The following is a 19,895-nucleotide window of genomic DNA, read 5'->3' as shown; positions in this document are numbered from 1 at the left end:
GGTAAATTGCACAGCCGAATTATGTTGGAGACTCATTATAACGCGCCATTCACAACTTACAATTATAAAAATGAATTTACTTCTAGAAGCTAAAAGCACCCATCTAAAATCTGAAATAAAAGTTACAGGATCCAAAAGCGAAACCAATCGTTTGTTGTTGTTAAAAGCTTTGTTTCCAAATATTACTTTGGCCAATACTTCCAATTCAGATGATAGCGAAGTGATGCAAAAAGCACTTGCCGGTAGCGACGAGATTGTTGATATTCATCATGCGGGAACAGCAATGCGTTTCTTGACGGCCTATTTTGCTGTAAGCGAAGGTCGTGACGTAGTGATGACGGGTTCTAGCAGAATGCAGGAACGACCGATAAAGATTTTGGTAGAAGCTTTGGCACAATTGGGAGTCGAGATTTCGTATGAAAAAGAAGTAGGCTATCCGCCGATAAAAATTAAAGGAAAAAAGGTAACGGCCTCAAAGGTTACTTTGGCCGCCAATGTAAGCAGCCAGTACATTTCGGCACTTTTACTTGTAGCGTCTAAACTAGAAAATGGTTTAGAGCTTACGTTAGAAGGCGAGATTACCTCGATTCCGTATATTCAAATGACATTGGCGTTGCTGAATGATTTGGATATTCAGACCCGTTTTGAGGGCAATGTGATCAAAGTATATCCAAAAGAAACAGTAGTTGCAAAAGAAATGGTAGTAGAGTCAGACTGGAGTTCGGCTTCTTATTGGTTTAGTATCGCCGCTTTGGCAGACACGGCTTCTATAACGCTGAGCAGTTACAAGCAAAATAGCCTGCAAGGCGATTCGGCTTTGATTGCGATCTACGAAAAAATAGGTATTCAAACTACTTTTGATGGCAATAAAATGACGTTGGTAAAACAACCCGATTTTAAACTCGAAACGTTAAACTTCGATCTAAATAATACACCCGATATCGCGCAAACTATTGTAGTTACCTGTCTTGGTTTAGGAATTGGCTGTCACTTAACGGGACTTCATACCTTAAAAATAAAAGAAACAGACAGATTGGAAGCACTGGGAATTGAGCTTACAAAACTAGGAGCGAATATCACTGTGACCAATGATAGCTTGACTTTGGGGCTTTCAGAAACAATTAATCCTAATATAAAAATAGCTACCTACAACGATCACCGTATGGCAATGGCATTTGCTCCGTTGGCATTAAAGGTTCCGATTATTATCGAAAATGCCGAAGTGGTTTCTAAGTCGTATCCTGATTTCTGGGAAGATTTAAAACAATTACACTTTGAAGTTTCAGAATTGTAGTTTTTGAACCATATAAGACATAGAAGTTCATTTAATAGAAAGGTTCAAAGGTTCAGAGTCGCAAAGATTCAAAGGTTTTGTACCATTAAAGATTAGAACAAGAAGATTAGAATATACATATCCTCCAGTTTTAACTGGAGGTTTTTTTATGATTTGTTTTTCGGCTTTAGCCAAATCAAGAATCCTACTTTAATCCACTTATATTAATTATATGTTAAAAAATATTTTTTGTGGTTCCCAAAACCCTCAGTAAATCAACGAGTTTTGAAAATAAACGTCAAAACACTTGACAACGCCTATCTCACAATCGTATATTTGCACACGATTTAAAATTTTAGATAAAAAAATCTAAAATTGATATTTTAAAATCTACACTTTAATATGAAATTATCACACTTCAGTTTCAATTTACCAAAAGAACTTTTGGCAGAATTTCCAGCAGAAAATAGAGATGAATCTCGTTTAATGGTAATTGACCGAAAAAAACAAACTATAGAGCACAAAATGTTCAAAGATGTTATCAATTATTTTGATGACGGAGACGTTTTGATTCTTAACAATACAAAAGTTTTTCCAGCTCGTTTGTACGGAAACAAAGAAAAAACAGGCGCTAGAATTGAAGTTTTCTTGTTGAGAGAATTGAATGCAGAACAACGTCTTTGGGATGTTTTGGTTGATCCGGCACGTAAAATTAGAATTGGTAACAAACTTTATTTTGGCGATGACGATTCGTTGGTTGCTGAGGTAATCGACAACACTACCTCTCGCGGAAGAACATTGCGTTTCTTGTACGATGGGTCTTATGAAGAATTTAGAAATAAATTGACAGAATTGGGAGAAACGCCAATTCCTAAATACATTAATAGAGAGGTAACCGAAGAAGATGCTGAAAGATACCAAACTATTTATGCAAAAGAAGAAGGAGCTGTAGCGGCACCAACTGCTGGTTTGCACTTCTCGAAACACCTTTTGAAAAAACTGGAAATCAAAGGAATTAACTTTGCTGAGGTGACACTTCACGTTGGTTTAGGAACTTTTAATCCAGTTGAGGTTGAAGATTTATCAAAGCACAAAATGGATTCTGAGGAGTTGATCATCAAACAAGAAGCCTGCGATGTCGTAAACGCCGCCAAAGTAAATAAAAAACGTATTTGCGCAGTAGGAACCACTTCGATGCGTGCTATCGAAAGTTCTGTTTCGTCACAACACACTTTGAATCCTTACGAAGGTTGGACCAATAAATTTATTTTTCCTCCTCACGATTTTAGTATTGCCAACTGTATGATTACTAATTTCCACACACCAAAATCAACATTATTGATGATGATTTCTGCTTTTTGTGGACATGATTTAATGAAACGTGCATACGAGGAAGCGATCAAAGAAGAGTACAAATTCTACTCTTACGGAGACGCAATGTTGATCCTATAATTCGTCAAGCGAAATAATTATAAAGAACCTGTCAGTAATGATGGGTTTTTTTTGTTTATAATTTGGGCGTATTACGGGCTATCCATTACAAGTTTTGCAATAAAAATCAAGTAATACAAGCACTTCGGGAGCTTCCGCTGGTCGCTTCCTCGTTGCAGTATTACTACGGTTTTCATCGCAAAAGCTTTTCATTACTATCCCTAACGCAAGTCAAATTCCAAATTCCAAATTCCAAATTCCAAATTCCAAGTTTCAGGTTTCAAGTTCAAAATTCCAAGCTAAAAAAATCCGTTTCATCTGCGTCTTATTACTCACAACCTAAAACAAATTTTAACTAACTTTTAGAGCATTTTTTGTTATTTTTACGCTTCAAAACAAAAACAATGGCGTTCCAAAATACGCGCGAATTCGCACAACAACTCGATTCAGAAGATTCTTTACAGCAGTATCAGAACCAATTTATTTTTCCTAAAGTCAATGACAAACGGGTTATTTACTTTACAGGAAATTCTCTTGGGCTCCAGCCCAAACGTACCAAAGCCTACGTGGATGAAATCATGAATGACTGGGGAAACCTTGCTGTAGAAGGTCATTTTTATGCCGAAAAGCCTTGGTGGGACTATCAGGAAAGATTTGCAGAACCTTTGAGCAAGATTGTAGGAGCTTTGCCTTCAGAAGTGACGGTGATGAACACTTTAACAGTAAACCTACATTTATTGATGGTGTCGTTTTATCAGCCAACAAAAACCCGTTATAAAATTATTTGCGAAGAAAAAGCGTTTCCTTCCGACCAATATATGTTTCAGAGTCAGGTACATTTTCATGGATACAAACCAGAAGATGCTATTGTAGAAATCAAACGCAGAGAAGGCGAACACAACATTCGACTAGAAGATGTTTTGGCTAAAATAGAAGAAGTAGGTGACGAGCTTGCACTTGTTTTAATAGGAGGCGTAAATTATTATACAGGACAAGTTTTTGATATCAAAACCATTACAGCCGCAGGACAAAAAGCGGGCGCAAAAGTAGGTTGGGATTTGGCGCATGCCGCCGGAAATATTAAACTCGAATTGCACGATTGGAATGTAGATTTTGCTGCCTGGTGCAGTTACAAATACATGAATTCGGGGCCAGGAAATGCTTCGGGTTGCTTTGTGCATGAGCGTCATCATAGCGATTCTAGTTTGCCTCGTTTTGCAGGTTGGTGGGGTCATAATAAAGAACGTCGTTTTAAGATGGAACCCAATTTTGACCCGGTTCACGGTGCGGGCGGTTGGCAAATTAGTAATTTACCAGTGCTTTCGTTGGCGCCTTATTTGGCTTCGGTTGAAATGTTTGCCGAAGTCGGAATGGAGGCGCTTATTGCCAAAAGAGATAAAATTACCGCTTACTTAGAGTTTGTTTTGCACGAAATTGATCGTGAAGTAGCCGGTACTTTCGAAATTATCACACCTTCAAATCCTGCAGAAAGAGCGTCTCAATTGTCTGTTTTTCTTCATGGAGAAGGTAGAAGCTTGTTTGATTATTTAATGAAAAATGGTGTTATTACAGACTGGCGAGAACCCAACGTCATCCGATTAGCACCGGTGCCTTTGTATTGCTCTTTTGAAGACATGTACGATTTTGGACAAATTTTAAAAAACGGAATTTTAAAAGAATAGCCAGCTACTTGAAAACCTCTTAATCATGTAATTTTTTAAAGAAATTGTATAACATTATAAAAGACAGACTAACTTTCTTTGTAGAGTATAATTTTAAAATTTACAATTTATGAAAGTATTATATTCTTTAATGATAGCGTTGACCCTTATTTCTTGTCAAAATCAAGAAAAAATGGATCTTAATAAAGCAAAACAAGCAAGTATCGACTCTATGAAGGTTGAAATCAATAAGCAAAAAATTATTGATTCAATGCAAACAGAGATGGCTAATTTAGAGAAAGAAAAAGCAGCTGCTCAAAAAGTGGTTGTAGTACACCAACAAAATGACGGAACTGCAACAGCAGCCGCACCTAAAAAGAAAGGTTGGAGCTCAGCAGCAAAAGGAGCCGTAATTGGAGCCGGAGTAGGAGCGGTTACAGGAGCTGTAATTAGCAAGAAAAAAGGAGAAGGAGCAATAATTGGCGGTCTTGCAGGTGCCGGAGTAGGTGCCGGAACGGGCGCTATAATTGATAGCAGCAAAAAATAAAAGCAAACACAAACAGTTATAATAAACCCCAAATTATTCGTAATTTGGGGTTTTCTTTTTTTTAGCCATTTTGTGGCGCAATTTGTATTGCCGTTAGTTCTAATCGGTACGATTCAAATTGTTTGATAATGGTATTTAGATCATTTTTAAAATACAAACTAGTAGCAAGCATCGTTTGGTAATAATCAATTCCGCTTAACAAATTTGTTTTAAAGGTGTTCCATTTTTTTAGCTGTAAAGTGGTAATGTCTCCTCGGATATTTTCGACTTCTTTTCTAAAATAATCCACATACATTTTCAGTTCTTTTACAAACAAATTAGGGCGATCCGCAGTTGTAATGACCGATTTGCTTCCGTAAATATGTTGCAACATATCTTTCAATGAAACTTCCTGATCAAAATAAGCCATATTAGGGCCCGGGCATATTACAACTCCTTGTGCCTGCCCTTTTATAGGGATGTCATTGTCTAAATAAGATGCGTTTGCAAGCCCCACACATAAGCATGATTTTTCGGTAATACTGGTTTTTGTTTTCTCGAAATCAGACACAGTAATAGTATCTTTGATGTTTTCTAATTCGGCTAATTTTAAGTCCTGAAATTTTTTCGAAGCAGAACAAATTCCTTTCGGATCATATTCTTTGCTTAACGCTAAAAAGCGTTTCGGGCAAGAACTTCCTGCTTTGTTTTCGTAAATTCTTTTTTGCTTTAACACTTCATTTGTACTGCCTTTTAGCGTATTAAAAGGAACGCCTAACGGGGAAATTTGACTTAAATAAAGATCTTCTTCTTTGGCGTTTATCAGTAAATTTCGAGTCTTTTTATCTACAGAAGTCGCTTCGGGTACCAATAAAAAAGGCGATCCCCAGCCCACTGAATCTATTTCGTAAGTAGCCAATAAAAATTCATGTTCTTCAGCTGTTCCTACGCCGCCCTGAACAGTAATTTTCAAGGGTAGCGGTGCATCCGGAGTGTATAAGTTTTTTTGTTCTAAAGCTTTTGTCATCAAATCGTGTGAAGAATGCACGAGTTGCTCTTTTTTTTGTTTGAATTCTTCTAAAATAGTTCCCAGTAACAATCCGTCGGTAGCAAAAGCATGTCCGCCGCAATTGAGTCCTGACTCTATGCGATACTCAGAAACCCAAAGGCCTTTTTTTGCCAAAAAATTTCCCTGAATCATGGCCGATCGATAATCACTAACTTTCAAGATGATTTTCTTTTTGAGTTGATTGTTTTCGTTAGGAAAAAAATCTGGAAAGTTTTCAAAATAGCTGTAAAGCCTCGGATTCATTCCTGCAGAAAGCACCACCGAAGATTCGAGATTGCTGTTGGCAAAACCTCTCAAAGCGGCATGGGCATCATTAAATTCGAGAGGAAGCTGCGCTTCTTTTTCAAAATTATCTTTATCAAGTTTGGTCATGATATTTACATCGATCGCCCCAGCTGAAAGATGCGACTCGATGTAATTCTGAATGTTTTCTCTGAATGACATACCTTCTTCCAACAAATTTTGAAAACCTTTTTTTATGTCAGAAGTATTGGGCAACATTGCCATGTAATTTTCTACGGCAGTTTTGCTTTCTGCTAATTCTTTTTTAAAATTTTCAAACTTCTGCTTTACAATCTGATCGACTAAATTAAGGTACGAAGTGATTCTCTGTGCCCTGTAATCATGAAACCTGTGACTTATTTCTTCATAAGGAAAATGGAATTTCTTGCTGTAAAAATCACGCATCTTTTCTATCAGATCGTCATCAGCTATAGAAATTACAGACGAAATACCATATTGTGCCACACGTATCGGGCTGTCAATCGTGTAGGCGAGTCCCATTACAGGAATATGGAAAGTGTGGATGGGCTTTTTTGTCATTTGCTTTTATATTAAAATAAAGGCAAATGTTGATAAAAAAAGTTATTTAAAACCTGATAAATGTCAGGTTTGTAAATGGTTGCCGTCACTTTAACACATTAAATCAATATTTTTTTCAAAGATTCTGCAATGCTTCGCCATAAAAAATTATAAAAAGATTTCTCCGGAATACGTTCGATTTCAACCGCTGCTTTTTTGCTTTTTTCATCTGAATCGTTTTTGAGGATCAAATTGGCGATCGCAGTCTTTAATTTGGCTTCTTTCTCGGGATGTTTCTTTTGGTATAATTTTACTTTCAAATCGTCGTAGACTAACGACGCATTTCCGGTAACATTGGTGTCATTTCCATAAAAATTAAAATGATATTTATCAAAAGTCCCTGTAAATGATGTATTCATATATGGCTGAGTAAATCGCTCAAGCGCAGCTACATCAAAGTTGGCGATCGTTCCCTGTATGTGAAAACTGTCTTTGAGGTCTAAAACATTAAAACTCCAGTCGACATTCAACGGCGAAGTTTTCATAAAAAGGCAATTGACTTTTATTTTTAAATCAGCTGCTTTTTTTAATCCAAAACCACTTTGAAGATTAGTGGCCTGCAAATTAAATTGATCAAAGTTTAAAACGCCCGGACCTTTTGTAAAATCGATTTCTTCTTCATAAACCAGTTTCGATTTTAGAATTTGCAAAGTATCTATTTTTAGCGGGAATTTAATTTTTCGCAATAATGAGTTGTACAATTGTTTTTTGCTCAAATCGTCTTTGGGCATTTTATTGCGGTAAATATTTCCGTCAAAATGGTGCATGACCACTGAATTGGCGTTGAAGAAAAAACGATCTTTTTTAAATCCCCAATCCGTTTTGCTGATGCTGGCCGAATCTAATTTTAAGGTGTAAATATCTTTCTCTTTTTCGAGTTTTGCCACAAAATTTCTTCTATCGTATTCGGGCAACATCGCAAAATTTTGAATTTTAAGAAATTTATTTTCAGTGCTGATTTTGCCAATCGTAATGTGGTAAAAGGCATTCGGTTTGTAGTAAAGGCTATCGCACACCAAGACGTATCTTTTGTATTGCATCGGAATTTTTTCTTTCAAAGTCGCATCTGTTACCAGAATACCTTCCAATTTCAAAATAATATTTTTGATGTTTAAAAGTGGTTTGTTGTTTTGCAACCCCACTACATCAAGGCTTCCGTCATTTAAATAGATATTCGAAACGGCCACGATTTTCTGAAATGGTTCTACAATTTCTGTTCGAATGCTCTTGCTGTTGTTGATAAGCGTATTGTTTTTTTTATACAAAATTACCTTGGATTTGTTGATCGTGATGCTTTCGGCTTTAATGATATCACGAAAAACCAAATCCCAAATATTGAAGTGTTTGATTGTTATGGAAGCTATTTTAGAATAAATTCCTGTCTTTTTAGGACTGTTTTTTGGCTGATTTTTAGGATGGATCAGTAACGTTTCGGCATAAATATTTCTCGACCAAAGTGATACTTCTATTTTTTCGTAGTGAATATTGTAAGCGGTGTTATTTTTTTCGTGAATGACTTTTGGTAATTGTTTTTTTATCCAAAAATTAAGGCCAAAATTGAGTACAATCACAAAAAAAACGACTGAAATTATTCCGATTGCTATTTTTTTATAGTTTGACATTTATAGGATTGGTTTTAATTACATAAATTTAGAGTTTTAAAGACATGTTTTTTTATAAAATTTTGTTTTGAAGTTATATATTTTTCCAATGTTTATTTGCTTAGATTTTTGAGGTATGAAAAAAATTAAAAAAGGATTACTGGTTTTATTGGTTTTAATTGTAATTGTGGCTGTTGGTTTGTGCGCATATATTTTTCATCTGAAACCCAAGTACGAAGGGGAATTAAAGTTGCAAAACCTTCAAAACGCAACCACTGTTTATTTTGATGATTTTGGTGTGCCTCATATTTATGCTAGTTCTGAAAAAGATGCTATGATCACTTTAGGTTTTGTACATGCGCAGGAAAGATTGTGGCAAATGGAACTCTTACGCCGAATTGCACCGGGCCGTTTGTCTGAGATATTTGGTTCTATCGCGCTTAAAAACGATAAGTTTTTTGCCGGAATTGGCATCGAAGAAGCTTCGGCGAAAGCCATAGCCAAACTTGATAAAAAGAGTCAGAGTTACCTACTGACAATGGCATACATAGACGGAATTAATCAATATTTGGAGGAAGGCGTTACGCCGCTTGAATTTACTTTGGTTGGCGTTAAAAAAGAAAAATTCACCATAAAAGACGTGTATAATATTTTTGGGTACATGTCGTTTAGTTTTGCTATGGCTCAAAAAACCGATCCTTTATTGACGGATATTCGCAATAAATATGGTGCTGCCTATTTGAAAGATTTAGGTATCGAAGGCGAATTTAACACCACAAAAATTAAAAATTATAAAAAAAACAACGAAGAATATGCTGCAATATCAAAATCGGTTGCGGGACTTCTGGAAGCATCTCCAATTCCGCCTTTTGTAGGCAGTAATAGTTGGGTTGTGGGACCAAAGAAAACCAAAAACGGCAAAGTCATTTTTGCAAATGATCCACACATTGGTTTTTCACAGCCAGCAACTTGGTACGAAGCACATTTGGTAACGCCGCAATTTGAATTGTATGGCTGTTATCTGGCCGGAACGCCTTTTCCTCTTCTGGCGCACAATCGCGATTATGCTTACGGATTGACCATGTTTGAAAACGATGATATCGATTTTTATAAAGAAACCAATAAAATTGGTGATACCAATCAATATCAGACACCAACGGGTTTTAGTAACTACGAAATTAGAAAAAAGACCATCAAGGTAAAAGATACTTCAGATGTGGTTTTGACGGTGAAATCCAGTCGACACGGACCTATTATGAATGATGTATTGGAACATTTAGATAAAAAAAGCCCGATTGCAATGTCTTGGATTTATACCCAGCAACCTATTCAGATTTTAGATGCGGTTTATGGGCTTTCGCATGCTAAAAACAAAGAAGATTTTAAGAAGGCAGTGCAATTGGTTGCCGCGCCCGGATTGAATGTCATGTATGGTGATGCTCAAGGAAACGTGGGTTGGTGGGCGACAGGTACACTTTACAAACACAATAAAGGGGTTAATTCGTTTCTTATTTTAGAAGGTGCCAGTGGCAAGGATGATATCACAGAATATTTGGATTTTTCTAAAAATCCATCGGCTGAAAATCCGAATTGGGGGTATGTATATTCTGCCAATAATCAGCCTGAGGCCATTGACGGTTATTTGTATCCGGGATATTATTTGCCCGAAGATCGCGCCAAAAGAATTTCGGGATTATTGGATGCAAAATCTAATTGGAACAAGGAAGATATCAGCAAAATGATTTATGATAATACTTCGAGCGTGGCCAATATTACGGTTAGTAATTTAATTTTGAATAGTAATTTAACAAACTTAAACGTCACCGAAAAAGAGGCTATTGCTATTTTGAAATTATGGAAAGGAACTCATAATCTGGAAGATGTGGCGCCCACGATTTATAATAAATGGATTTATTTATACCTAAAAAATACTTTTGAAGACGAAATGGGTTCGGATAATTTTAATTTGTTTGTTGGAACTCATATCGGGAAGCAAGTCGTAGCGAGACAAATCGCCAACGAAAATTCGGTTTGGTGGGATAATATTAAAACAAAAAATAAAAAAGAAACGAGAAGTCAAATCGTTTCAAAATCATTCAATCAAGCTATTTCAGAACTGAGAAAACAGTTTGGAGATGCTGTAACCGACTGGACTTGGGCAAAGACACATACCGTTGAGCACGAACATCCTTTGGGAAAAGTGGCTGCTTTGCGCAAATTGTTTAATGTTGGTCCTTTTGCGGCTCCAGGGTCTAATGAGGTGATCAATAATCAGTTTTTTGGATTGAATAAGGAAGGCGAATATGCCGTAAAAGGTGGTCCTTCGACAAGAAGAATAGTTGATTTCTCAGATGTTGAAAACAGTTGGAGTATTCTGCCAACAGGTCAGTCCGGGAATCCTTTTAGTAAACATTACGACGATCAGGCCGAAATGTACAATGCCGGAAAATTTAGAAAAATGAAGTTGAATAAGGAAGAAATTATAAAAACTTCGACCAAATTGGTTTTTAAGCCTGAGTAAAATTTTTTTATATCCCGCAAGATTGTTTTGTCTTGTGGGATATTTTTTTTAAACTGTGATTTTATTCGCTTAATTTATTTAAATAATCGACGATTTCAAATAGCCTTTTTCGGGTAATTTCGAGATAGCCACTGGCGACAATAATTCTTTGCATTGTTCCGCCTCCTGAATATTGATCTTTGGAGATGGCACTATTAAATTTTCTTTCAGAATCTCGAAATGCAATCCAGTTTTTTTGAGACTGTTTTAAGATTTCTTTGTCAGCAGGATCGAGCTTTTTTGCCAGTATTTGATAATATTTATTGAGTAATTTGTCGTACTCGATTTCAGCTTCATAACTTGCATTTACCATGCCTGAAGTAGAATAATCTATTTCTATTTTTTTAGAAAGTAATTTCTCAATTCGAAGGGTGTCAATTTTAAAATCAACTGTTATTTGTTTATCAAAATCAGATAAATATTCTTCTGCATTAAGTTCTTTTCGAAGTTTTACCACTTCTTTTTCAATTTCTAGGTGACATTTTTTCAAATCATTTTCACTAATCTCTTTTGGTGATTGGGCAAAGCCAAATTGATATATAAAAACTAAAATTATAATAATTTGAACGTGTTTCATTTACGATGATTGAAGTTGATTCTGGTTTTTAAAATCTACAGTAATATAATTGTCGTTTGGCGTAATCCTGATCTCTCTACCCAAAATAAGTGTCTGATTGTCGGATTGATGGCCACAAGGAAAATCAAAATATACCGGGAAGTCAAAATCGTTTACTTCCTCCAGAATTATTTCGTAATCTGTTTTGCCGTACTCCAAAGTCGACTCTTTAATGTCCGTCATGGCACCGACCAGAATTGCTTTGAGATTGCTTAATTTATGGCTTCTTTTTAGCGCGATTAACATTCGGTCTAAATGATATAAATATTCGTCGATGTCCTCAAAGAATAAAATTTTATCGGTCGTATCAATATCAGATTTTGAGCCGTTTAAAGCATATAAAATAGAAAGATTTCCGCCGACTAAAATTCCTTCTACGGTTTTTTCGCCCTGTTTATTTTGTTTTTTTTTAGGTATTTTATACGTTAAAATTGTTCCAAACAAAGCATTTTTTAGAGATGCTAAAGCTTCGGGCGCCGCTTTGGGCATTCCTTGCAGCATCACAGCGTGAAGTGTTTCGATATTCAAATTGTGTACGTGGCTATGCAGCACCGTGATGTCGCTATAGCCTACCAGCCACTTTGGTTTTTTTCGGAAATTAGTAAAATCGAGCTGATCAATAATTTTAACCGTTCCGTAGCCACCTCTCGTAAAAATGATGGCTTTTATAGACGCATCGTCAAGCATGGCTTGCAAATCCTCGAGTCTTTCCTGATCTGTTCCCGCAAAGAAACCATAGACATTAAAAGCATTTTTGCCAATAACAGGATCCAACTCCCAGCTTTTTAGAATCTCAAGACCTTCTTCGACTTCTTTGTAACTAACGGTTTTTGCCGTACTTACAATGCCAACTTTGTCTCCTGATTTTAAATATGATGGACTAATCATGGCGCTTTTTTTTTTTGAATATTTTGATTAATGCTCTCTGAATTTTTGATACTGACTCACTCACCATAAAAGTAATAAAAATTGATCTTCCTTCGGTTAGTTCTTCAGGAGATATTTGCCTTTGGCGACGTCTTTGGCATAAATGTTCAGATTGTTCCTCACGACTTTGTTGGTTGTGATTGCATTTTTAGTTTGATAAGCGGTATCGCTTTTATAGGCAGCTAGCAATGTTTCCAGTTCTATTTCGTCATAGAGTGCAAACATATTGTAAATGGCGTCCCTAAAGTTTTTAAAATTGATGCTTTCTATGATTTCGATATTTTTTTGCTCGTTCCATTTTTCTTCAACAGCAGTTTCATTTATTTTGGCAAGGCAATAATCAACAAAATATGTTTTGTATTTTGTGGCTTCTATAATCTTGTCTATTATAATTTTATTTTGCTGAGTTGGCATTGCTGGCGGCGGTGGGCCTTGCTGCGAAAAGCCAACATAAGTATTCAATAGGCATATTAATAAAACAAAAAACGACTGCTTTTTTAAATTCTTCATAGGTTATTTTTTAATTTATGTATAATTTTTTACAATTATACATTGGTTTTATTGGGAACGATTTTGTTTTTTGGGCTGGGCTAAAATAGTATTTTTTTTATGGTAAATCAAGAAACACAAAAGAGGTTTTGAATAAAAAAATAGGTTTAGAAAGGACATTCATAAATCTAATTTTTTTTAGCGTTTTTTTAGATTAAACCCCTCGGTAAAGGCAGAGTAATTGTGCTTAAAGGGTTTTTTGTTACTTGTACAGCAATTGAAAAAAAAGGTTTTTCTTATGAAAATGAGTGCTGCGTGAGGGATTGAGGCGGTATCCTTTTGCGGGCGAAGCAAAGCAAAAGATATAGCCGAAAGCCCGACCCGCCTTTTTTGGCGGGACACGCCCAAGCTAATAATGTGCTGTTGAGGCAAATATTTGGTTTATTTTTGATGAAGTGTGTAATTTATAGTTATTTTTACAATCTTATTATTTAGATTTTTCTTGATGCAAACTCCACTAAAAATTGCTGTTGTAGGTTCTGGATTGGTTGGTTCACTATTGGCAATTTATCTCAAAAAAGAAGGTCACACGGTTCATGTTTATGATCGTAGCCCTGATATTCGTAAAATAAATTTTTCGGGACGCTCCATCAACCTGGCGATGTCTAATCGTGGTTGGAAAGCGCTTGATGGCGTTGGTGTTGGTGATGCGGTGCGTGAAATCGCAATTCCGATGGACAAACGCGCGATACATCTAACGGATAAACTTAATTTTCAGAATTATGGGCAGGAGGGAGAATCGATTTATTCTATTTCGAGAGGAACGCTAAACCGCAAAATGATTGATCTGGCCGAAAATGCCGGTGCCGAATTTTATTTTGAGCAAAAAATCTGGGATGTGACGTTGAGCGATGCGACTTTGCATATCGGTGAAACCGAAAGAGGCGAGTGGGAAGAAAGAAAATTCGATATGGTTTTTGGTGCAGACGGCGCTTTTTCCAGAATTCGCCACAGAATGCAACGCCAGAGTATGTTTAATTATTCACAGGAATTTTTGAATATGGGGTATAAAGAACTGAATATTCCCGCCAATCCTGATGCGAGTCATAAATTGGATAAAAATTCATTTCATATTTGGCCTCGCGGTGATTATATGTTGATCGCATTGCCTAATCTTGACGGAAGTTTTACGTGTACTTTGTTTATGCCTTTTGAAGGCGAAAACTCCTTTGCTTCGCTAACAGATCGTAAAATGGTGGAAGATTTTTTTGAGAAAAATTTTCCAGATTCTATAGAAGTGATTCCAAAATTGGCAGAAGATTTTTTTAAGAATCCGACCAGTACTTTGGTTACTATGAAATGTTTTCCGTGGACATACGAAGACAAAATTGCTTTGATCGGTGACGCATGTCATGCCATTGTTCCGTTTTACGGGCAAGGGATGAATGCCGGTTTTGAAGACATTACGGTTTTGAATGAAATGATCGAAAAATATGGCAACGACTGGCAGAAGATTTTTTCTGAATATCAAATTTCACGTAAACCAAATGCCGATGCGATAGCAGAACTTTCGTACCGTAATTTCATGGAAATGAGTACCAAAACTGCCGATGAGAAATTTTTGTTGCAGAAGAAAATCGAAAAAGCATTTTCAGATAAATATCCAGACAAATGGATTCCGCTTTACAGCCGTGTAACTTTTAGCGATCGCCCGTATGCTGAGGCTTTAGCTATTGGTGATTTTCAAAACGCTATTATGGAAGAGATTCTAAAACTTGACAACATAGAAAATATATGGGATAGTCCCGAAATCGATACTAAGATTTTGGAATTGTTGCAAAAGGCATAATTTTTTTAACCATATAAGTAATTTAAGTTGGTGCTTTTTCTACAATGTAAATCAACTTAAATTACTTATATGGTGAATTTTTATTTTTTGAATATTTTAGTCAGTACCCCAAAAACACCTCTAATAAAAGTAGCGCTTGTTACGACTTTCAGAACCGATTTTCCTACCACACTTGCTGTGCTTGGCTCAGATTTTGATTGTTTCTCGCTTGTTTGCTCTTCTGCGGCTTCTGCACTGGCCTGATTGGCCTCTTCTATTTTTTTATTGAGGATTTCGTAGGCACTTTCACGGTCTGTTTCTTCGCTGTATTTTTTTACCAATTTAGATTTTGAGTTGATACTTTCAATTTCATCGGCAGATAAAATATCCATTCTGCTCATCGGAGCACGCATCATTGTGGCAACAAGTGGTGTCGGAACTCCTTTTTCGTTGAGTGCTGTGACCAAAGCTTCTCCGATTCCTAAACTGGTCAACAATTCATCTGTTTTATAGTAGTCAGAAGTAGGATAATTGTCGGCTGTTTTTTTTATCGCTTGTCGGTCATTGGCAGTAAAAGCTCTCAAAGCGTGCTGAATTTTTAGACCTAATTGTGCCAAAACGCCGCTGGGAACGTCCATTGGGTTTTGCGTAACAAAATAAACACCCACGCCTTTTGAGCGAATTAATTTGACAATGGTCTCGATTTGTTCTAATAAAACTTTACTGGCTTCGTTAAAAATCAGATGCGCTTCGTCTATAAAAATGACAAGTTCCGGCTGATCTGCATCTCCTTTTTCGGGCATTTGCTGGTAAATCTCTGCCAATAAACTCAGCATAAAAGTCGAGAATAATTTGGGTTTGTCCTGAATATCCGTCAAGCGAATGATATTTACGTAGCCTTTTCCGTTTTCGTCAATACGCATCAAATCCTCTATTTCAAAAGACAATTCTCCAAAAAACAAATCGGCACCTTGCTGCTCCAGTTCTATTATTTTGCGCAAAATCGTTCCGGTTGTTGCGGTCGAAATTTTGCCGTAATGTTCCGTGATTTCCTCTTTGCCTTCTTCGGTGATATAATTTATTACTTTTTTAATGTCTTTTAAGTCTAATAAAGGCATTTTGTTGTCGTCACAATATTTAAAAATAACCGAAATGACACCAGCTTGAGTATCATTCAAATCTAAAATTCTGGAAAATAAAACAGGTCCGAATTCAGAAATAGTAGCACGCAAACGCACTCCGTTTTGCTGAGACAGTGTCATCAGTTCAACCGGAAAAGATGCTGTATTATAAGGTAGATTTATTTTGGTATGGCGTTCGGTGATAAAGCCTTCTTCTTTACCTTCTTTGGCGATTCCGCTAAAATCACCTTTAATGTCCATCATTAAAACTGGAATTCCTGCATTAGAAAGTTGTTCCGAAAAAACTTGTATTGTTTTTGTTTTTCCTGTTCCCGTTGCTCCTGCAATAAGTCCGTGACGGTTTAGGGTTTTAAGGGGGATTTTGACATGTGCTTCTGCTATCGCTTCTCCGTCAAGAATGGCGCCGCCTAAGATGATACTGTCTCCTTTGGTTTGATATCCGTTATTTACATCTTGAATGAAATTATCTTTTTTATTCATGTTTTTATTTGTAATTTAGGTGGTTATAAGAGTATCGCTTGATTTTTAAATATTTTTAATTCATTTTTTTAGTAGGAAAAAGCCTTTTTTGGTCAAAAACCGAACAAAAAACAATTTCGCAACTTTTTAAGAAGATATCAAAAGAATGATAGATTATTTACTAAAACGTTGTAATTTCGATGTAATTTGACCTTTTTTTTGTTTTATCAAAAAAACGATGTTGACAAATTAATGAGATATTTTTTAAATTCAAGTTAAATTTACTTCAATAAAATTAAAAAAAGTTTTTTTATTTAAACTAAACGTATAAATTTGCTCCTCTACAAGTTAAATATAACTAAAAAATAAAATTATTTAAAACTATTAAAATTAAGAAAAATGGCAAACGTTAAAGTTAAAAAAGAAAGCACTTCGAATGGAGGAGGAATGATTACTGGAATCATTATTGTTGCGTGTATTTTAGTTGGGGTGTTTATTTGGAAAGTAATCATGGGAGATGCTGCTAACTTCGAAGGAGGTAATCCAGAAACTGGTCATCCAATTAATACATTAGGACAAGTTTACAAAGGAGGTTTTATCGTACCAGTATTATTAGGTATGTTTTTAATGGTTGTTGTTTTTTCTATTGAAAGATTTATCGTTATCGGTAAAGCGGCAGGAAAATCTAACTTGGATACATTTATGAAAAATGTACAAGCTAGCATTAAAGAAGGTAACATCGAAGCTGCAATCGCTTCATGTGACAAACAACAAGGTTCAGTTGCAAACGCAATTAAATCTGCTTTGATTAAATACCAAGATGTTAAAAAAGAAGGTTTCAACAGTGAAGAAGCTTCAGAAGTAATTCACAAAGAAATCGAAGAGGCAACTTCATTAGAAATGCCAATGTTAGAAAAAAATATGACTATTATCTCTACTTTAGTATCATTAGGAACTTTAGGAGGATTATTAGGAACAGTATCAGGTATGATTAAAGCGTTTGGTGCGTTAGCTTCTGCTGGAACTCCAGATCAAGCTGCTCTTGCAACTGGTATCTCTGAGGCACTTATCAACACTGCAACAGGTATCTCTACTTCAATCTTGGCTATCGTTTCTTACAACTTCTTTACTGCTAAAATTGATGATTTAACTTACTCTATTGATGAGGCTGGTACTACAATCGTAAATACTTACAGAAGATTCAGAGGAAGTTTGAAACAATAATTAATTTTTGATATTTATTTATCAAAATAAAATAAAAGATAATGGCTAAAATAAAAATGAAAAAAAAGTCAACATCGACAGATATGACTGCCATGTGTGATGTTGCGTTCCTTTTGCTTACGTTCTTTATTTTGACCGCTACTGCCAAAGTGCCTGAAGCACTTCCTGTAGATACGCCTTCGTCTGTTGCACAAACTAAATTACCAGATACAGATTTAGCTATTATCACGATAGGTAAAGGAAAAGATGGTAAAAGCAAAGTGTTTTTTGACATCAAGGGACGAGATATTCGTAAAAAAACTCTTGAAGGTATGGGAGCAAAATTAGGGGTGAACTTTTCAGAAAAAGATCAGGAGAACTTTTCATTAATGGATGATTTTGGTGTGCCCCTTGCAAACTTGAAGCAGATCATTGATATGAAAGCATCTGATAGAAGTAAAGCAAACCAACCGGGTATTCCTTTGGATTCTTTAGACAATCAATTAAAAGAATGGCTTTTGGTTTCAAGAAGAGCTACAATTGATCTTCATGATAAAGAATTGCAAATTGCAATAAAAGGAGATGCAAAAGAACAATATCCAGCTATCAGAAAAATAATGGATATTTTGCAAGATCAAAAAATCAACTCTTTTAATCTGGTAACAGGTATGAGAGGTAGAGATGACTTTTAATTAAAAAATATACACTAAAATGGCTGAATTAAATACCGGCGACGGTGGCGGCGGAAAAGGTGGCAAAGTAAGAAGTAAAAAACAAAACTCAAAAGTAGATTTAACTGCGATGGTAGATTTGGCTTTCTTATTAATCACGTTCTTTATGTTAACCACGACGTTGTCAAAACCTCAATCGATGGATTTGTCGTTGCCAGATAAAAATCCAGAAAAACCTGAGAAACCTATTAAAGTAGATGAAAATCGTACGATGACAGTGATGTTAGGGGCGGATAATAAAATGGTTTATTATATGGGATTGCTTGCTACTCCAATTGCGGGGCCAAAAGAAATTGCGTATGGTAAAGATGGGATTCGAAAAGAATTGCTATTGAGAAAGAAAACTGTACTTCAATATACAGGTGATAAGGCGAAAGGAATTATAGTTATTATAAAACCAACTAAAAAATCAAATTATCGTAATTTGGTTGATATTTTAGATGAGATGGCTATTTCTGGTGTAACTACTTATGCAATTGTTCCTGAGTTTACTCCTGAGGAAACAAAACTGATAGATAAAACGCCAGCAGTAGAAACACCACAGTAATCTTGTTGAATACCTTAATAATCAAGAAAAATGAAATTAGATATAATTAAAAATCAGTGGCTTGATATCGTATTCGAAGGACGTAATAAGATATATGGTGCGTATGAGTTAAGAAAATCAAATACAAAGACTACAGTAAGAGCGCTTATTTTTGGGTCTATTATTTTTTGCTTAGCTGTTGCAGCTCCTCTTATTGCTAGTTTTTTGCCTGAATCTGCTGAAGAAGACGTAAATAACGATATTAAAATTGCTACAGTAAAATTACCTCCTAAAAAAGAGGAGATAAAGCCTAACCAACCACCACCACCACCACCACCACCAAAAGTGGATCAGGTTAAGTTTGTGAAACCAGTGGTTGCTAAAGCAAATGAGGTTACTGAAGAGCCACCAAAAATAGTAGAACTTAAAGATAAAAAAGTAGGTTCTGAAACTATAAAAGGTGATCCAGATGCAGTTTTAACTGTTGATGAGCCAGTAGGTACTGGAACTGCTGCAGTAGTAGAAGAAGATAACCAGGTTTATAATACAGCTGGTATCGAAGTAAAACCAGATTTCCCTGGAGGAATTGAGAAGTTCTACAAATTTGTAGGAAACAATTACAAGACTCCGGAAGAAGAAGGTTTGAAAGGTAAAGTTTATGTTACTTTTGTAGTTGAAAAAGACGGTTCATTGACCGACATTAAAGTTTTAAGGGATATCGGTTACGGTACAGGAGCAGAAGCAATTCGTGTTCTTAAAAAATGTCCAAGATGGACTCCCGGCGAGCAAAATGGTAAAAAAGTAAGAGTACTGTACTCTCTTCCTATTACTATTCAATCTGCAGAATAATGTTAAAAGAAAAGCTTAATAATATTCAGAAGAAATCGCTCAAAGGGCGATTTCTTCTTGTTTTAGGAATACTGTTTTTTTTGATCTATCTTGTACTTGGTTTAATGATTATGTTTTGGAAAAAATTGCCTTTAAACATGGAA

16 protein-coding genes are annotated in these 19,895 nt (G+C 35.8%); 10 read left to right on the top strand and 6 right to left on the bottom strand.

Going from position 1 to position 19,895, the window contains the following annotated elements:
- Nucleotides 1–70 precede the first annotated feature (70 nt).
- The 4 genes from LNP22_RS03025 to LNP22_RS03010 all read left to right on the top strand — a co-directional run bounded on the left by LNP22_RS03025 (nt 71) and on the right by LNP22_RS03010 (nt 4,912).
- Nucleotides 71–1,294 (top strand): 3-phosphoshikimate 1-carboxyvinyltransferase, encoded by a 1,224-nt coding sequence (locus LNP22_RS03025; RefSeq protein ID WP_229975281.1) that lies wholly within the window; start codon nt 71–73, stop codon nt 1,292–1,294.
- 381 nt (nt 1,295–1,675) lie between these two features.
- Nucleotides 1,676–2,725 carry a tRNA preQ1(34) S-adenosylmethionine ribosyltransferase-isomerase QueA gene (gene queA, locus LNP22_RS03020; protein ID WP_210668034.1) on the top strand — a complete coding sequence of 350 codons (1,050 nt, stop codon included), beginning with the start codon at nt 1,676–1,678 and terminating at the stop codon, nt 2,723–2,725.
- Nucleotides 2,726–3,108: 383 nt separating this feature from the next.
- On the top strand, nt 3,109–4,386 hold the full coding sequence (gene kynU / locus LNP22_RS03015) for a kynureninase (protein WP_229975279.1): 1,278 nt from the start codon (nt 3,109–3,111) through the stop codon (nt 4,384–4,386).
- A 109-nt stretch (nt 4,387–4,495) separates the two neighbouring features.
- Complete coding sequence (locus LNP22_RS03010; protein ID WP_210668038.1) at nt 4,496–4,912, top strand: glycine zipper family protein; 417 nt, start codon at nt 4,496–4,498, stop codon at nt 4,910–4,912.
- A gap of 61 nt (nt 4,913–4,973) precedes the next feature.
- On the opposite strand, the gene LNP22_RS03005 is transcribed toward LNP22_RS03010, so the two are convergent.
- Together LNP22_RS03005 and LNP22_RS03000 are read right to left on the bottom strand one after the other, a co-directional pair.
- On the bottom strand, nt 4,974–6,782 hold the full coding sequence (locus LNP22_RS03005) for a hypothetical protein (RefSeq protein WP_229975276.1): 1,809 nt from the start codon (nt 6,780–6,782) through the stop codon (nt 4,974–4,976).
- A gap of 98 nt (nt 6,783–6,880) precedes the next feature.
- A complete protein-coding gene (locus LNP22_RS03000; protein ID WP_229975275.1) occupies nt 6,881–8,443 on the bottom strand; it encodes a hypothetical protein in 1,563 nt (520 codons plus the stop codon).
- Between the two features lie 115 nt (nt 8,444–8,558).
- Here LNP22_RS03000 and LNP22_RS02995 point away from each other — a divergent pair, with 115 nt between their 5' ends.
- Nucleotides 8,559–10,943: a penicillin acylase family protein gene (locus LNP22_RS02995; RefSeq protein ID WP_229975272.1), complete on the top strand. Its 2,385-nt coding sequence runs from the start codon at nt 8,559–8,561 to the stop codon at nt 10,941–10,943.
- A gap of 61 nt (nt 10,944–11,004) precedes the next feature.
- Here LNP22_RS02995 and LNP22_RS02990 read toward each other — a convergent pair whose 3' ends face one another.
- The 3 genes from LNP22_RS02990 to LNP22_RS02980 all read right to left on the bottom strand — a co-directional run bounded on the left by LNP22_RS02990 (nt 11,005) and on the right by LNP22_RS02980 (nt 13,035).
- Nucleotides 11,005–11,559, bottom strand: coding sequence for a lysozyme inhibitor LprI family protein (locus LNP22_RS02990; RefSeq protein ID WP_229975270.1), 555 nt, complete (start codon nt 11,557–11,559; stop codon nt 11,005–11,007).
- Nucleotides 11,560–12,486, bottom strand: coding sequence for a S66 peptidase family protein (locus LNP22_RS02985; protein WP_229975269.1), 927 nt, complete (start codon nt 12,484–12,486; stop codon nt 11,560–11,562).
- A gap of 96 nt (nt 12,487–12,582) precedes the next feature.
- Entirely contained in the window at nt 12,583–13,035 is a 453-nt protein-coding gene (locus tag LNP22_RS02980; RefSeq protein WP_229975268.1) for a hypothetical protein, read from the bottom strand.
- A gap of 484 nt (nt 13,036–13,519) precedes the next feature.
- Between LNP22_RS02980 and LNP22_RS02975 the strand changes: the two genes are divergently transcribed.
- Nucleotides 13,520–14,863, top strand: a complete 1,344-nt coding sequence (locus tag LNP22_RS02975) for an FAD-dependent oxidoreductase (RefSeq protein ID WP_229975267.1) — start codon at nt 13,520–13,522, stop codon at nt 14,861–14,863.
- 80 nt (nt 14,864–14,943) lie between these two features.
- On the opposite strand, the gene LNP22_RS02970 is transcribed toward LNP22_RS02975, so the two are convergent.
- Nucleotides 14,944–16,464 carry a helicase HerA-like domain-containing protein gene (locus LNP22_RS02970; RefSeq protein WP_229975266.1) on the bottom strand — a complete coding sequence of 507 codons (1,521 nt, stop codon included), beginning with the start codon at nt 16,462–16,464 and terminating at the stop codon, nt 14,944–14,946.
- Nucleotides 16,465–16,842: 378 nt separating this feature from the next.
- On the opposite strand from LNP22_RS02970, the gene LNP22_RS02965 reads away from it, so the two are divergent.
- Genes LNP22_RS02965 through LNP22_RS02950 form a run of 4 tightly spaced genes read left to right on the top strand, consistent with a single transcriptional unit; the run spans nt 16,843 to nt 19,752 of the window.
- On the top strand, nt 16,843–17,667 hold the full coding sequence (locus tag LNP22_RS02965; protein ID WP_210668059.1) for a MotA/TolQ/ExbB proton channel family protein: 825 nt from the start codon (nt 16,843–16,845) through the stop codon (nt 17,665–17,667).
- A gap of 41 nt (nt 17,668–17,708) precedes the next feature.
- Nucleotides 17,709–18,338 (top strand): ExbD/TolR family protein, encoded by a 630-nt coding sequence (locus LNP22_RS02960; RefSeq protein ID WP_210668061.1) that lies wholly within the window; start codon nt 17,709–17,711, stop codon nt 18,336–18,338.
- A gap of 19 nt (nt 18,339–18,357) precedes the next feature.
- Nucleotides 18,358–18,924 (top strand): ExbD/TolR family protein, encoded by a 567-nt coding sequence (locus tag LNP22_RS02955; protein WP_229975265.1) that lies wholly within the window; start codon nt 18,358–18,360, stop codon nt 18,922–18,924.
- A 30-nt stretch (nt 18,925–18,954) separates the two neighbouring features.
- On the top strand, nt 18,955–19,752 hold the full coding sequence (locus LNP22_RS02950) for an energy transducer TonB (protein ID WP_229975264.1): 798 nt from the start codon (nt 18,955–18,957) through the stop codon (nt 19,750–19,752).
- Nucleotides 19,753–19,895: the final 143 nt, after the last annotated feature.

It is taken from the genome of Flavobacterium flavipigmentatum (genome assembly GCF_020911905.1).
Lineage (GTDB): Bacteria > Bacteroidota > Bacteroidia > Flavobacteriales > Flavobacteriaceae > Flavobacterium > Flavobacterium flavipigmentatum.
This window is presented reverse-complemented; position numbering and strand designations above follow the sequence as displayed.

Coding starts and splice junctions, on each gene's coding strand:
- LNP22_RS03025 (WP_229975281.1), top strand. CDS start 71: ATGAATTTACTTCTAGAAGCTAAAAGCACCCATCTAAAATCTGAAATA.
- queA (WP_210668034.1), top strand. CDS start 1,676: ATGAAATTATCACACTTCAGTTTCAATTTACCAAAAGAACTTTTGGCA.
- kynU (WP_229975279.1), top strand. CDS start 3,109: ATGGCGTTCCAAAATACGCGCGAATTCGCACAACAACTCGATTCAGAA.
- LNP22_RS03010 (WP_210668038.1), top strand. CDS start 4,496: ATGAAAGTATTATATTCTTTAATGATAGCGTTGACCCTTATTTCTTGT.
- LNP22_RS03005 (WP_229975276.1), bottom strand. CDS start 6,782: ATGACAAAAAAGCCCATCCACACTTTCCATATTCCTGTAATGGGACTC.
- LNP22_RS03000 (WP_229975275.1), bottom strand. CDS start 8,443: ATGTCAAACTATAAAAAAATAGCAATCGGAATAATTTCAGTCGTTTTT.
- LNP22_RS02995 (WP_229975272.1), top strand. CDS start 8,559: ATGAAAAAAATTAAAAAAGGATTACTGGTTTTATTGGTTTTAATTGTA.
- LNP22_RS02990 (WP_229975270.1), bottom strand. CDS start 11,559: ATGAAACACGTTCAAATTATTATAATTTTAGTTTTTATATATCAATTT.
- LNP22_RS02985 (WP_229975269.1), bottom strand. CDS start 12,486: ATGATTAGTCCATCATATTTAAAATCAGGAGACAAAGTTGGCATTGTA.
- LNP22_RS02980 (WP_229975268.1), bottom strand. CDS start 13,035: ATGAAGAATTTAAAAAAGCAGTCGTTTTTTGTTTTATTAATATGCCTA.
- LNP22_RS02975 (WP_229975267.1), top strand. CDS start 13,520: ATGCAAACTCCACTAAAAATTGCTGTTGTAGGTTCTGGATTGGTTGGT.
- LNP22_RS02970 (WP_229975266.1), bottom strand. CDS start 16,464: ATGAATAAAAAAGATAATTTCATTCAAGATGTAAATAACGGATATCAA.
- LNP22_RS02965 (WP_210668059.1), top strand. CDS start 16,843: ATGGCAAACGTTAAAGTTAAAAAAGAAAGCACTTCGAATGGAGGAGGA.
- LNP22_RS02960 (WP_210668061.1), top strand. CDS start 17,709: ATGGCTAAAATAAAAATGAAAAAAAAGTCAACATCGACAGATATGACT.
- LNP22_RS02955 (WP_229975265.1), top strand. CDS start 18,358: ATGGCTGAATTAAATACCGGCGACGGTGGCGGCGGAAAAGGTGGCAAA.
- LNP22_RS02950 (WP_229975264.1), top strand. CDS start 18,955: ATGAAATTAGATATAATTAAAAATCAGTGGCTTGATATCGTATTCGAA.